Annotated in this window: 14 protein-coding genes and 1 pseudogene; 10 read left to right on the top strand and 5 right to left on the bottom strand. The window is 55.9% G+C overall.

The genetic code is table 11. From position 1 onward, the window contains the following. The 6 genes from flgA to flhC form a co-directional block, all read left to right on the top strand. Window positions 1-357 (top strand): flagellar basal body P-ring formation chaperone FlgA (flgA, locus tag ABY948_RS06595; protein ID WP_461481726.1); only part of this gene is annotated, 357 nt, incomplete at its 5' end. 95 nt (window positions 358-452) lie between these two features. Continuing rightward, window positions 453-737, top strand: coding sequence for a flagellar biosynthesis anti-sigma factor FlgM (gene flgM, locus ABY948_RS06590; RefSeq protein WP_461481725.1), 285 nt, complete (start codon window positions 453-455; stop codon window positions 735-737). Then, complete coding sequence (gene flgN / locus ABY948_RS06585; protein WP_461481724.1) at window positions 734-1,138, top strand: flagellar export chaperone FlgN; 405 nt, start codon at window positions 734-736, stop codon at window positions 1,136-1,138. Before flgM ends, flgN begins: the two co-directional genes overlap by 4 nt. Before the next feature lie 92 nt (window positions 1,139-1,230). Further along, window positions 1,231-2,421 (top strand): EAL and HDOD domain-containing protein, encoded by a 1,191-nt coding sequence (locus ABY948_RS06580; protein WP_461481723.1) that lies wholly within the window; start codon window positions 1,231-1,233, stop codon window positions 2,419-2,421. A gap of 381 nt (window positions 2,422-2,802) precedes the next feature. Continuing rightward, window positions 2,803-3,114 carry a flagellar transcriptional regulator FlhD gene (locus tag ABY948_RS06575; protein WP_461481722.1) on the top strand — a complete coding sequence of 104 codons (312 nt, stop codon included), beginning with the start codon at window positions 2,803-2,805 and terminating at the stop codon, window positions 3,112-3,114. A 20-nt stretch (window positions 3,115-3,134) separates the two neighbouring features. Next, entirely contained in the window at window positions 3,135-3,665 is a 531-nt protein-coding gene (flhC, locus tag ABY948_RS06570) for a flagellar transcriptional regulator FlhC (RefSeq protein ID WP_461481721.1), read from the top strand. Window positions 3,666-3,735: 70 nt separating this feature from the next. Here flhC and ABY948_RS06565 read toward each other — a convergent pair whose 3' ends face one another. The 3 genes from ABY948_RS06565 to ABY948_RS06555 form a co-directional block, all read right to left on the bottom strand. Beyond that, window positions 3,736-5,100, bottom strand: coding sequence for a GGDEF domain-containing protein (locus ABY948_RS06565; RefSeq protein WP_461481720.1), 1,365 nt, complete (start codon window positions 5,098-5,100; stop codon window positions 3,736-3,738). A 120-nt stretch (window positions 5,101-5,220) separates the two neighbouring features. Then, complete coding sequence (locus tag ABY948_RS06560) at window positions 5,221-6,309, bottom strand: HD-GYP domain-containing protein (RefSeq protein WP_461481719.1); 1,089 nt, start codon at window positions 6,307-6,309, stop codon at window positions 5,221-5,223. Beyond that, window positions 6,306-8,753, bottom strand: a complete 2,448-nt coding sequence (locus tag ABY948_RS06555; protein ID WP_461481718.1) for a PAS domain-containing sensor histidine kinase — start codon at window positions 8,751-8,753, stop codon at window positions 6,306-6,308. The genes ABY948_RS06560 and ABY948_RS06555 overlap by 4 nt, the downstream gene beginning before the upstream one ends. Window positions 8,754-9,252: 499 nt before the next feature. On the opposite strand from ABY948_RS06555, the gene ABY948_RS06550 reads away from it, so the two are divergent. Continuing rightward, a complete protein-coding gene (locus ABY948_RS06550; RefSeq protein ID WP_461481717.1) occupies window positions 9,253-9,492 on the top strand; it encodes a TIGR02647 family protein in 240 nt (79 codons plus the stop codon). A gap of 78 nt (window positions 9,493-9,570) precedes the next feature. Here the strand turns inward: ABY948_RS06550 and ABY948_RS06545 are convergent, their stop codons facing one another. After that, window positions 9,571-9,879, bottom strand: a complete 309-nt coding sequence (locus ABY948_RS06545) for a hypothetical protein (RefSeq protein ID WP_461481716.1) — start codon at window positions 9,877-9,879, stop codon at window positions 9,571-9,573. Between the two features lie 121 nt (window positions 9,880-10,000). Between ABY948_RS06545 and ABY948_RS06540 the strand changes: the two genes are divergently transcribed. Next, entirely contained in the window at window positions 10,001-11,416 is a 1,416-nt protein-coding gene (locus tag ABY948_RS06540; RefSeq protein ID WP_461481715.1) for an aminotransferase-like domain-containing protein, read from the top strand. 48 nt (window positions 11,417-11,464) lie between these two features. Here the strand turns inward: ABY948_RS06540 and ABY948_RS06535 are convergent, their stop codons facing one another. Then, window positions 11,465-12,055, bottom strand: a complete 591-nt coding sequence (locus tag ABY948_RS06535; RefSeq protein ID WP_461481714.1) for a hypothetical protein — start codon at window positions 12,053-12,055, stop codon at window positions 11,465-11,467. Window positions 12,056-12,295: 240 nt separating this feature from the next. Here ABY948_RS06535 and ABY948_RS06530 point away from each other — a divergent pair, with 240 nt between their 5' ends. Next, entirely contained in the window at window positions 12,296-12,484 is a 189-nt protein-coding gene (locus ABY948_RS06530; RefSeq protein WP_461481713.1) for a hypothetical protein, read from the top strand. 219 nt (window positions 12,485-12,703) lie between these two features. After that, window positions 12,704-13,340 (top strand): annotated as a pseudogene (locus tag ABY948_RS06525) (IS5 family transposase); the annotation flags it as partial.

The raw sequence follows: 13,340 nt of genomic DNA, 5'->3' as shown, positions 1-13,340 counted from the left end.
TTCCTCCCCGCGGGCACCCCCGTCCGGCTTGCATCACTGGAGGAAAAATATGGCGACCTGAGCCACCTGCCCGACCAGGTCATCACCGCTCGCGACGAGGCGGTGGGCAAGACCACCAAACTGAGCCTGAAGCCGGGCACGATCCTATTGCGGCACCACCTGGAAAACCCGCCATCCATCAGCCGCGGGGAATCCGTGCTGATCGCCAGCCGCGGGCCGGGCTTCAGGATCACCCGGCAGGGGCAGGCGCTGGAATCCGGGGGGCTTGGCGACACCATCCGCGTCCGGCTGCCCAACCGGCAAACCCTGGCGACGACGATCACCGCTCCCGGCGTGGTCAGCATTGCCACTCGCTAGCGATAAAAAAATGTCCCGCCCGCAAAATAAGGTCTAAAGTTCTCCTCATTGCGACCGATATAGCTAATGGAAAGTAATTTATTACGAGGTGCCCAGTGAAGATCGACAACACCACGCCGCTGACACAACTGCAGCAGGCAGACAAGGGAAAAGCTGGCACAAAAACCCAGCAGACCGGGGCCGCCAAGGCGGATGCGACACCCGGCACAGTGACGCACCTAAGCCACGCCGCCCTCGACGCCAGCCAGGATATCGACTCACTCAAGGTGCAGGAATTACAGGCCGCCATTCGCGATGGGCGGATGGAAATCAATGCCGGCAACATTGCCGACAAGCTGATTGAAAGCGTCCAGGACCTGCTGGCCAATAAACCCGAATGAAGCGCGCAGCACTGTTACACCGCCAGCAACAATGCCTGGCGCATTTGCTGAGCCTGCTGCAAGCAGAGCAGCTGGCGCTGCTGGCGCTGCCGGTGGACGGGGCACTGCTGGCCGGACTCGCCGGGGACAAGCAAGCGGCCTTCGCCGAGCTGGAAACACTGCACAGCCTGCCCGGCACTGCCGCCGCACAGGAACCCGATTTACCCGAACCGCGCCGGGCGCTACAGCAGCTGGCCGAACAGGTCCGCCACCTCAACCAGCTCAACGGCAGCCTGATCTGCAGGCAATTAATCCACAACCAGAAAGCGTTGAATGCACTGGCCGAACTGTCCGGCAGACATACCTATGGCTCGGATGGACGACCCAGATCGGCAGGTCGCGGTATCGCCGCTTCCGCCTAACCCGGCGCTCCCGGAAAGCCACCCAATCTGGAACAACGCCATTGAACAAACTCAATAGAACCGTTCGGGAAGAAGCCCTTAAAACAGACTTTTTGATTGCGTTTCAACCGGTCTACACCCGCAACCTGGACGTCACCGCCCTGAAGCTGCTGCTGGAACGCAGCCACCGCGACGCCATTATCGATACCAGCATAGACTGCATCAGCCAGCTGGTGATGGACACCTACGGCAGTCTCTGCCAGGGGGGGCAGATCAATACCGTGCCGGTGTTTCTGGAACTCCCGGAAAGCCTGCTCGCCGACCCCGAGTCGGCCGAGCTTTCCTGCAAACAATATATTCTGCAGATTTCCGCCCGCACCACACCGACGCTCCCGCTGATCAATAATCTCAGGCTGTTGGCCAATCAAGGCTACCGGCTGGCCCTTGCCGACTACCCGGGCAACGAAGAGAATGCCGCGCCGCTTCTCGATATCGTGCACATGGCCCTGTTCGATGCCGCCCGTACGGATATCGCCGAGCTCAAGGCATTGATGGCCGAACTGAAACCACACAGCCTGGATATTCAGGTGGACGGGCTGACCTCCCACCAACAGTTCCGCGCCTGTTTTGATTTGGGGTGCCATTTTTTTAGTGGGGATTTTGTTGAAAAACCGACCACTTCTCAGGGGCGCACCCTCGGCAGCGACAAGCTGCTGCTGCTCGACTTGCTGGCCGAACTGCAAAACCCCAATACCAGCATCGGCGCCCTTGAAGCCATCGCCATCAAGGATGCCAACCTGACTTACCGGCTGCTTAAAATCATCAATTCCGCCGCCTTTGGCATCAGCAGGCAGGTCGACACCCTCGCCCACGCCATCAATATTCTCGGCATCAACCAGCTCAGCCGCTGGATCACGCTGTTTTTGATCGAGGGGAGCCAGGGCCACAATCGGGACCTGATGCGCAGTATGCTGATCCGGGGGCGCATGTGCGAAATTCTGGCCGAGTTGACGGGCCGGGAAAAACTCAGCGGGCACTTTATCTCAGGGCTGCTCTCCCAGCTGGATGTGCTGACCGGCATTCCCATGGAAGAGCTGATGCAGAAAGTCCCCCTCAGCCAGGAGATCAAAAATGCGCTGCTCGTCAGGGAGGGCAGCATGGGTGAAATCCTGATAGAGACCGCGCACTACGAAAAGGGTGAATTCAACAAACTGAAAGGCCTGGTTGATAAGGAATTTTACGAGGTCGCCTACCGACACAGTACCGCCTGGGCCAAACAGGTCTTGTCGGCCATGGGCGACTGAAGCAACGCTTCGAAATGACCCGGGGAGGTAGCGGCGAAGCACTGCCGCCACACCCGCAGAACGCTTTCCGTTAATCTGGTCACACTTTCCAGCGATTGCCCGACAGCCGTGCCGATCCGCGATTCTGCGCCACCCAAGCCACCGGATGGGGCCAGACAGGAACCACCGGCTGATATCCCTCTGTCGGCGTATCCAACCCGTTGTCGGCGATTGAAATATTTCACTTTTTTCCCATTGCCGGGCGACCGATCGGGCGGTCGGCCCAAGCACTTCGAGAAAGCGATAAAAATACCTACCGTGTTGACAAAAGGTTATAAGCGCAATAGTTTCGTCCCCCAATAACAAGATCAATAACGCCTGATCCATAAGGGAACTACTGGTTTGAACAGCCGCCTTCTGCAAGAAATAGAAGACCTTAACCTGACCTATCTTCTGCTCGCACGCCGCTTGCTCGAGGAGGATTTTCCGAGCGGGTTGTTCAGATTGGGCATATCCAAACCCGAGGGAGAGCGCTTTCTCGCCCTGACCACAAAACAGATCAGTCATTTGTCCAGGACAAATCAACTGGTCTTCACCCTGAGACTTCGCATCGATCATTTGGACATGGAATCGCCGCTTGATAGACGGGATGTGTCGAGTCTTCCCAACCTGACCGCCATCCGGTTAGCGTCGGAAGAAAACGACCAAATCTGATGAACTAGGCAACCGCGGTTATGACCAAGAATCTTGTCGATGAAATGCATCAGGTGAAGATGTGCATTGAGCTGATCGAAATGGGTGCCCGATTACAGGTCTTGCAGACCGAGAGCGATCTGAGCCGCAGCCGCCTGCTGAAACTTTTCAAGGAAGTGCGCGGGGACTCCCCACCCAAGGGCATGCTGCCCTTTTCCGCAGACTGGTTCATGACCTGGGGGCCCAACATCCACTCATCGCTTTTTTACAATATCTACAGCAAGGTGCTGGTGGCCGTTGAATTTGACCGCATGACGGCGCTGATCAAGACCTATCGGCTCTACAGCGAGCAGATGATGCTGGATGATATTGAGCCGGCACTCAGTTTAACCCGGGCCTGGACCATGATCCGGTTTTTCGAAAGCGATATCCTGGATGTGCGCAGTTGCACCCGGTGCGACTGCAAATTTGTCGTTCACGCCCACGAACCCGCCAAGGATTTCCTGTGCGGGATATGCAATCCGCCATCCCGCGCCGGCAAGCCCCTTAAAGACAGCGGCGCAGCACTTTAATACGGCTTGAAACTCAGCCAGAAACATCAGGAATCTGGTCCCGCGACATACTCCCATGGCTGTCGGCAATTCATTCGCCACCGGCTACCACCACCGCCTCCAATACGGTGACTTTATTGCGGCCGGTCTGCTTGGCGTGATAAAGCGCGCGGTCGGCGGCATCGGTCAGTTCGTCAATGTCATAAAACGGGTATTGATGGGTGCTGGCCACCCCAACCGAAATGGTGCAATGAAATGGTTTCCCCTGATGAAAAAAATAGTGCCCCTCAACTTGCTGGCGAATCGTCGTCATCAGCTGAACAGCTTCTTCTTCATCGCATTCAGGAAGCGCCAACAGAAATTCATCTCCCCCATAGCGGCCAAGCAAATCTGAACGCCGCAACCGACTGCGCAACAGCATGGCCAGGGTGTGCAACACCTTGTCCCCGACCACATGGCCGTAGGTATCGTTGATCAACTTGAATTTGTCCACATCCAGCATCACCAGGGTGACAGGCTTTTCAACCCGCTGCATGCGCAGCATGACCCTGGCAACCGACTCCTTGACTGAGCGTTGATTCAGCAGCCCCGTCAGGCAATCTTTGCTGGCGGCGAGCTTCAGCTTGCGCGACAGGCGAATTCGATGCCGGACGATATTATTTAATTCTTTGGCGGAAAGGGGCTCCTGAAGCACGCCTTCCGGTCCCGAACGAAGAATTTGATTAATTACAGTTTCCCGCGGTGCTGAAAGATAAATAATGGGCAGATAAGTCCAGACATCCAACTGCCTGATTACCATCACAATATCAGCGGCGGAATAACCGAACATGTGCTGTTTTATCAGCAACAGATCGGGCTGGAACTCCGACAAGCGATCGGCAATAGTCTCCGCTTCCGTTTCGATCACAACCCTTATGCCGACATCCAGCAGTTTTTGCTGATATCTTTCGGCGAGGTCCCGATCATCACTCAGGATCAAAACCTTTATTTGCGAATAAAACGTTCCCTCGACAAACTCTGCAACCTGTTCGCAAAGCTCTTCAGGCAAAATGGAATCAAGCAGGTAGGCCTGGGCCCCCAGCCTCGCTGCATACAACCGGGAGTGGAAATCATCACCCGGCGCAATATATAAAACCGGGCAGGTTTTTTCACGTATTTTGAGGAATATTTTTTGCAGATCTTCCGCTGCTTTATTGCAGAGAGGTTCGGCAATTTTAATCACTAAAAAATCAGGTTCTTTGCCGTCATCGCAGCACAGAATATTGGCCATACCCGCGTGAAGTATTAGCGAATAATCGTAGGCCATGAATTGATTTTTCAGTTTAACGGCGAACTCACTCTGCTCATTCTCATCGAACAACCATACGGCAACGCTGATGCGCGGGGAGGCGACAACCTGAAGAGGTGTCTTCATTGCCGGTCGACCAGAAGATTCATTCTGCTCATGGGTTAGCATTACCAATGTCCACTAATACAGCTCAATTATTCTTTGCGGCCCCTACGGCATCCCTTCCTATCCCTTGATCATCTTCCACTCGCCATTCCGCGGCTCGACAACCAGCGCTTCCCCTCTGGCTCAAGCCGGAATTGCCAGGCAGTCCCGGTCATTATCATCCGAATAGCGGATGCGTATCGCCTTGATGTCGCTGAGGCGTTCCAGGAACACATCCACCAGCCGAGGGTCGAAATGCTTGCCCCTGTTCTCCTCGAGATAGTCGACCGCCTCGGCTATGCTCCAGGGGGCCTTGTACGGTCGCGCCGAGGTGAGCGCATCAAAGACATCCGCCAACGCGACTATGCGTCCACTTTCCGGTATGTCTGTGCCTGCCAGGCCCCGGGGGTAACCACTGCCGTCCCATTTCTCATGGTGGGTGTGGGCGATATCCCTGGCCATCGAAATCAGTGGGCAATCATCGCCCTCCAGCAATTTTCTGCCGATTTCGGCGTGTGACTTCATGATTTCCCATTCTTCCGGATCCAGTTTTCCTGGCTTCAGTAGAATTTTGTCGGGCACACCGATCTTGCCTATGTCATGCATCGGGCTGGCGTTGAGCAACACATCGACTTCCTGCTTGTTCCAGCCAATTGCCTCGGCAAGCAGGCTGCAGATGTAGCTCATGCGCAAGATGTGATTGCCGGTTTCCTCATCCTTGTATTCAGCGGCCATGCCAAGCCGTCGCACCATCTGCAGCTGGGTTTGCTTCAGCTCTTTGGTCCGCTCGTCCACAATTTCTTCCAGCACGCCCTTTTGCTCGTGAATCATGCGATGGGCGAGGTGCGCATCCAGCAGGTTATTGACCCGCATGATCAACTCGGTGCGATCAAACGGTTTCGGGATAAAATCCCGCGCCCCCATCATCAGCGACTTCAACAGAAACTCACTACTGCTTTGCGCGCTGAGCACTACGATGGGCGGCAACAGCGGATCCTCCAGCTTTTGCAACTGGGCCATCACCTCGTAACCGCTGAGATGGGGCATATTGAGATCGAGCAGGATCAGGTCCGGCCGCCCCTTTTTATACTGGGCAACCACCTCTCTGGGATCTTCAATTAATTGCAATTCGAGTTTTTCCTGATGCTGCAATACCTTGTAGATCAGCTTCAGGTTGGCCGGCTCGTCATCGACAACGAATATTTTCCCTTTTTGTAACGATTCCATAATCATGTTGTAAATTCTTCTATTAGCTTTCTGCTTTTTATTTGATTTTTTGGCCCAGCTATTTGATCACCCTGTTCGGCACCGGGAAGCTCTATCCAAAATGTACTGCCCTCCCCCACCTTACTTTGCACACCGACATCACCATCCATCATGACAATCAATAATTTTGTAATGGAAAGGCCTATGCCGGTGCCTTCAATTTCATCGCTGTTTTCATCCAGCCGGTTAAACGGCACGAATAATTCGTCCAGCTTTTCTTCCGGAATACCCCGCCCGCTGTCGCTGATCAGGATCCGCACCCGGTCATTCGCAACCCGGCGGACATCAATGCACACATGGCCATTGGGTTTATTGTATTTAATGGCATTGGAGAGCAGGTTAATGAGAACCTGCTTGAGCCTGACCTTATCGGCCAACAGCAGCATTTTACCCAGCTCACCGTGACCCAGTGAAACCCGACCCATTTCGGCCAGCGGCCTGACCATGCGCAAGCTCTCTTCGATCAGTGCGGAAATATCCAATGTTTCCACCACCAGGCCAATGCGCCCCGCCTCGACCTTGGACAGGTCGAGCACTTCATTGATCAAACCCAACAGGTGATGCCCTGCCTTGAGTATTTCACTGACGTTGTCCTTGTTTTCCTCGGACAGCTCCGGGTCCATATCAACCAGCTGGCCAAAGCCAAGGATCGCATTCATGGGTGTTCGCAATTCGTGGCTGACCCTGGAGAGGAATTCGGTCTTGGCGAGGCTGGCCTTTTCTGCTTCCCGGCGGGCCCTGATCAACTCCTGCTCGGTTCGCTTGAGGTCGGTAATATCCTGGTAAGTGCCCGATATTTTGTTGATGTAGCCGTTAATCCCGACATTGGGTTCCGAGAGGTAGAGCACATTGCGCACTTCACCTGATGAATGAACGATGCGCAGCTCCTCCCTGAGTTCCTGTTCTGCCCCGCGCTCAAAGAGCCCAGCCGCTTTCGCCCTGTCATCGGGATGAAACAGCAACTCAACCGCTGCGCGGCTCGGCACAAAATACCCATGCTCCTGGCCGAAAATCCGGTACACCTCTTCAGACCAGTAATAGCTGTATTTTTCCAGATGGATTTCCCAGTGACCTATTTGCGCCAGCCGGTTCGCCCGACGCAGCCTGTAATCACTTTTTGCCAGGGCGATTTCGATGCGCTTTTTATGATCGATATCCTGCATCACGCCCATCAGATACATGGGCTTGCCATGGGGATCCCGCAATACTGACCCCTTTTCCAAAATCCATTTCTCACCACCGTCCGGCAGAATGATGCGATGCTCAATCTCAAAGGGGGTATTGCGCCGGATCGAGACCTTGATCGCCGAACTGATGCGCCGCATATCTTCCCGGTGAATGACTCCCCGGATCATTTCCGGATTCCGCTCGATGGTTCCTTCCGGGCGGCCCAGCAGTGAAGAAATATTTTCTGCCCACTCCACCTGCCTGGAGTAGAGGTTGATTTTCCAGACCCCGATGCGGGCCGAATACTGGCTCAGCTGGAGCAGCCTCTCGTGCTCTTCCAGATAGCGTTCGGCACGCCTGTGACGGATGGTGGCCGCCAGGGTATCGGCAATGATCATCAGCGCATTGACTTCATCCCCGCTGATATTTTCAAGGGAGTCGGCGCGCTTCAACTGCAACACGTAGAGGGTGCCATCGCCTTTTTCTACCGGAAAGCACCTGGCCGCCTCTTCGGGGTAGGGGCCACTGCAGCCTGCCCGATGGCCAATCTCATAATAATCCCGCTGCAGGAATTCATTGACCTGAACCTGCCGGTAGAAGGCTGTTTCCCCGACAGCAGGGCGCTCGCGCTCAAGGCGCTGATCAGGGGCCCCGGCGAGCGGCTTTCCCAGCCACCATTCCGAATAGGGGTACAGCTTTTCATCCCGGCCCGACCGCTCCCACAGCACCACCCCGGCGCAATTCAGCCGCTGTCCCAGCTGCCCCAACAAGTCCGCAACGGTGGGTTTCAGCTCACCGGGCGATACCCGCAGCAGATTCGAGGCCGCCCCGTTGAGAAAGTGGAGCAGGCTGGTCTGCTCCCGCAGGTGCTGTTCGGACCGTTTGATATCGGTGATGTCGGTTCTGACCGAAACATACTGATAGGGCTTGCCACTTTCATCCATAAACGGCGCGATGGTGGACTCGACCCAATACAGCGAGCCATCCTTGCGCTTGTTACAGATCTCCCCAAACCATATTTTTCCGCCGGAGATGGTGGACCATATGGCGCGATAGAACGCGTGGGGGTGGCAATCGGACTTGATGATGCGGTGGTTTTCTCCCAGCAACTCATCCCGGCTATAGCCGCTGATTGAACAGAATTTATCATTGGCATAGACAATCCTGCCCCGGATATCACAGACGCTCACAATGGCGTGCTTGTCCAGTGTCTGAAAAATACGGTTAGAAAATGTCTCGTTCATTGCCTTCCCACACCCTCCGCAGTCCTTTAAGAAGCTGCGGATCCAGTCAACACCGGCATGCCACCCCAAAATCTCCGAACCAAGACAGCACCTACTGCAAGGCCACTGCCTCTAATCAGCTTCTATCGGCCGAGGGATCTTTTTCTTTAGGGGAAGGAGCAACATTTTCAATCCGCCGCAAGACTGACGGCACTGATCCGAACCTGGTAATGACGGTCCGCGTGCGCAAGCTGAAGAGGAGGCGATTCCCGCGACAAGATTTCCAGTGACATTAACCGCCGAAGATCTCATCATAGGGAATCGACGGGTTGCCAAGGGACCGGACACGAGGATGAAAAACCCGGGCGATCTAGCGGGAAGTGCAGACCATGGCAGCGGCCTTTGCCTACACTGACCCGGAATGAAGGCGCTCGCCGCCAGCTCCGCAGAGAGCGGCCGGCCCTGCGGCCCACACAGGGTCGCGCCAAGACGCTCCACCACCACAATAAGAGGTAATACCATGCCCTTTTCCCCCGAACATCTCGCCGAACTCAACCTGCTGTCATTATTCAGCTCACCCTCTTTGCAGGAGGGAATCAAGGTACATAGCCACGAAGCGGCGCCCGAGGTGGTGGCGGCAGCCGAACGCCTCTACCAGAAAGGCCTGATCACCCAGAAAGATGGGGGTTACCTGACAGATCTCGGCTTTGAAACCGCAGAGCACACCCAGAGATTGCTGGGCATTCTCACCACAGAGTAGGGATGCCGGGAAGCGCTTCTGCCAAAGGCCGGCCCAGGGGAGCCCCTGAAAGCGCGCCAACCACAAGCTGCGAGGGGGTTAATGCCCTGAGTATTTGATCGCCAGCTGGGAGGCGGTAAAGCAAATGGTGAAAAAGATGATCATGGAAATAAAGCCGGCGGCGATGACTGACTTCGGGTTGGTTTCCAGCAGGTCTGTCGCCCTTTTCAAACCCTTGCCGCGCTGCAATTGAAACACCAGGCAGAACGCCTGGGCGATCATCTCCAGGAATCCCAGGTTTTTCCTGTTGGTCTCTTCCGGAACGGTTTTGAACACCGGGTGGGCGTCGTAGTCGAGGGTTTCCCGCTGTGTTTTTGGCTGCTCTCTTTGCTCTTCATCGGTGGTCATCGTCCATCCTCCTCAAGAACGGTTTCAGGCTGCACTCTAGTATCCGGCAACCAAAGTGTACAGATACAGAAAAATTAAAAATTAGGGTACAGTTAGGCTTCCCCCAGTACAGCCCGCGAGCATGAGCAGCTACCAATATCAGAAACTGGTCACACAGTTCGCCCAGGACATCACCCAGGGCAGCCTGCGACCCGGTGACAGGATGCCGTCCATCCGCCAGCTGGCGACAGCCTGGCGGGTCTCCAAAACCACGGTGATCACCGCTTACAACCGGCTCGAGGCCATGGGGCTGATCGAGTCCCGACCCAAATCCGGTTTTTTTGTTCGCGCCCAGCAGCGCCACCGCCAACAGCCGCTACAGGCCCCGCAGCAAAGTCGGCCCAGGGTAAAGCCTTTTAGCGTTTCCAGCAGCCAGGTGATCGTGGACATCATGGAAAAGGCCGCGTCCTTCGACCTGCTGCCGGATGTTGCGCAGCAGGAGGGCAATACGGAACTGCGACAATGCCTCTCCCGGGCGCAACGCCGGCAGGGCCTGATTGAACAGCACTACTATGATGAGCCCCTCGGCCACCACGCCCTGCGGGAGCAGATTGCCCGGCGCGTGCATCACGGCCAACGGGCGATTGACGCCGACGAGGTGGTGATCACCCACGGCTGTCAACACGCCCTGTTGCTGGCGCTGATGGCGGTCGCGCAACCGGGCGATATTGTCGCCGTGGAATCGCCGGGCTTTTATGGCGCCATCCAGTTACTGGAAACACTGAATATTCAGGTGATTGAATTGCCCAGCTCGCCCGCCACCGGCATTGATGTCGAGGCCTTTGGGCAGGCCCTCCGCCAGTGGGACATTGTGGCACTGATCGTCGCCGCCAATTACGCCACCCCCACCGGGGCCTGTATGCCGGACGCAGCCAAACAGGCATTGCTGGCCATCTGCGGCGCCCATCGGGTGACCATCATTGAGGATGATGTCTACGGCGAGCTCTATTTCGGGCCCAGCAAGCCCCGCAGCCTTTACTCTTTTGACACCTCGGGCGCCGTCATTCTGTGCGCGTCCTTTTCAAAATCCCTCTCCCGGGATCTGCGCATAGGCTGGCTGCTGCCGGGCAAATACAGCCAAAAAGTCAAACAACTCAAGGTGGTCACCGCCATCGCCATTGGCACCACCACCCAGAAAGGGGTGGCGCTCTATCTGGCACAGGGCAGTTACGAACGCTACCTGAAGAAAAGGCGGCGCGAGCTGGAGGGCCAGCTGATTCAGTGGCAGAACGCCATCAAACAATATTTTCCCTCGGCACAGTCCTGCAGCAGCCCACAGGGCGGACTGGCCCTATGGGCGGAACTGCCCACCGGCGTGGATACCATCAAATTGTATGCCCGGGCCCAACAGCAGGGCATTACCATCACCCCGGGACCCCTGTTCAGTGCGCAAAAGCGCTACCGGAATTACCTGCGCCTCAGTTTTGCCGAACCGTTAACCGCAAAACGCGAAAACGCGCTGAAATGCCTGGAGCGTCTGGTTCAAGAGAGTCTATAGCGGCGAGACCGGCGGCACGACCAAGCCAGATACACCCTCCGGACACATTCACATCCCACCCTGCATGGAGGTGCCCACGGAGTCCTGGATCGGACCGAGCGGGTTTTTGCGCGTCTCCAACTCGTCGATGATGGGCATGCCGCTCCAGATTTTATAGACCACGATGTCGTGATCAATGACCACCAGCGCATTAAAACTCCAGCCGGTGCGAATCCGCTCGCGCTTGAATTTCAGCAAATCCAGCACCACGTTGCCCACCCGCTTACTGGAACTGACACTGGGGGTTGCCTCATAGGCCAGGCATAATTCACGGGATTTGATGCATGAGTGGACACTTGGGGGCAGGTCGTCGGGTTTGACAGAGTCGTTGGGACTGAACACCTGGATGATATCCAGATAGGAAAGAATTCTCACATTGGGGGCGGTGTAGGGATCGAACCCCAGTGCCCGCAAATCTGCCGTGTTGGTCTCGAACAACCGGATACTGTCGTACGCCGCCTTGGCCTCATCAAACGTCTGCCACTGGGATTGGGTTTTGGCCTCGCCCTTTGGCAAGCTGCTGCCGCACCCGCAGAGCGCCAGCACCGACAGACAAAACAAACCGAAGCCTAGCGGGCGGAACGGGTTATGTTTCTTCATGCACTTCAAGCCACTTTTTATGTGGCCCCAATCATTACATTAAAGCTAAGTGACCGTCCAGCCTGGGCTTTTAATGACGGGAAGTGCAGGCAAACTTCGATGCCGACTTGGCGGACAAGCTGTTTCCCGAGATACCGGTGCACGGTTAACTCCCCAAGTTCAAGCTGGAGCTGCACCACCCGTAAGTGCGCCTGGACAGCATACAGCCCTATCTACAAGCCGGACTTCAGGGAAAAACTGGTGCTACCGACCGAGCCGGCGGACCTGGTCGATAGTCTCTCCGCCGAGATGGATGTGCTGATGGAGAACATCATTGAGGGCAAACCCGACGGCACCAGCGTGCTCTGTGCCGAACCCATTGATGTGGACAACCCCCCGACCGCCGAGATCTGCTGCTGGAATCGTTCGGCGTTCGATTGTGCTTTCTGAACAACCATGTGTGCGCACCCGCCCCTCCCAGCCACGCCGAACTGCTTGAGCGGAAATGCCCTTTGAACTGGAATGCTGGCGTGAACTGACGGGGCATATCTCCCAGCAACTCAATGGGGCGATCACTGACGCATGACCCGACCGTGCGACACTGAACCATCAAAAGCGGCCCAAGCGCCGACCAGGGTCTGTTGCCGTTTCATTTCAGGCTATTGATAAATAAGAGCAAAGATACTCAGTAACGAGCTGTGGTCGAAGCTACGGAAGATTCTGTGCCAGCACAGAATTGATGACAAGAGCGATTTGCGGATGACCGTCGAAGGCATGTTGTATCGCATGCGGGTAGGCTGCCCGTGGCGCGACCTACCCAAGGCCTTTGGCTCCTGGAACAGGGTCTACAAACGATTCAACGCCTGGTCATCCAGCGGCAAGTGGCTGAACATTTTTCCAGGCACTTGTGGTGGAGCCCGATATGGAATGGACCTTTCTGGATGGCAGCTATGTCAGAGCCCATCAGCACGGCGCAGGAACGGCCACGCAAGGTACTGAAGCCATTGGAAAAAGTCGTGGCGGCAACACGACGAAAATCCATTTGGCCGTTGACGCCTATGGCTTGCCACTGGTATTTATGATCACCGGTGGCGAGGTTAACGATTGCACTGTGGCTCCGGAATTGATCACAAAGCTGGAGTCCGCTGCGGCTGTCATTGCCGACAAAGGCTATGACAGCGAGCGGCTTCGAGAGCAGATCGAAAAACAGAATAGCCGGGCTGTGATTCCGAGAAAGCGCAATTCGGTGAAGGGCAATGGTGATCTGGACAGAGGCCTGTATCGATACCGCCACCTGGTTGAAAAT

This window comes from Porticoccus sp., assembly GCF_041592135.1.
GTDB lineage: Bacteria > Pseudomonadota > Gammaproteobacteria > Pseudomonadales > Porticoccaceae > Porticoccus.
This window is presented reverse-complemented; position numbering and strand designations above follow the sequence as displayed.

What these genes read in the sequence shown, in the direction of transcription:
- flgN (WP_461481724.1), top strand. Translation starts at nt 734, where the DNA reads ATGAAGCGCGCAGCACTGTTACACCGCCAGCAACAATGCCTGGCGCAT.
- flhC (WP_461481721.1), top strand. Translation starts at nt 3,135, where the DNA reads ATGACCAAGAATCTTGTCGATGAAATGCATCAGGTGAAGATGTGCATT.
- ABY948_RS06565 (WP_461481720.1), bottom strand. Translation starts at nt 5,100, where the DNA reads ATGCTAACCCATGAGCAGAATGAATCTTCTGGTCGACCGGCAATGAAG.
- ABY948_RS06560 (WP_461481719.1), bottom strand. Translation starts at nt 6,309, where the DNA reads ATGATTATGGAATCGTTACAAAAAGGGAAAATATTCGTTGTCGATGAC.
- ABY948_RS06555 (WP_461481718.1), bottom strand. Translation starts at nt 8,753, where the DNA reads ATGAACGAGACATTTTCTAACCGTATTTTTCAGACACTGGACAAGCAC.
- ABY948_RS06550 (WP_461481717.1), top strand. Translation starts at nt 9,253, where the DNA reads ATGCCCTTTTCCCCCGAACATCTCGCCGAACTCAACCTGCTGTCATTA.
- ABY948_RS06545 (WP_461481716.1), bottom strand. Translation starts at nt 9,879, where the DNA reads ATGACCACCGATGAAGAGCAAAGAGAGCAGCCAAAAACACAGCGGGAA.
- ABY948_RS06540 (WP_461481715.1), top strand. Translation starts at nt 10,001, where the DNA reads ATGAGCAGCTACCAATATCAGAAACTGGTCACACAGTTCGCCCAGGAC.
- ABY948_RS06535 (WP_461481714.1), bottom strand. Translation starts at nt 12,055, where the DNA reads ATGAAGAAACATAACCCGTTCCGCCCGCTAGGCTTCGGTTTGTTTTGT.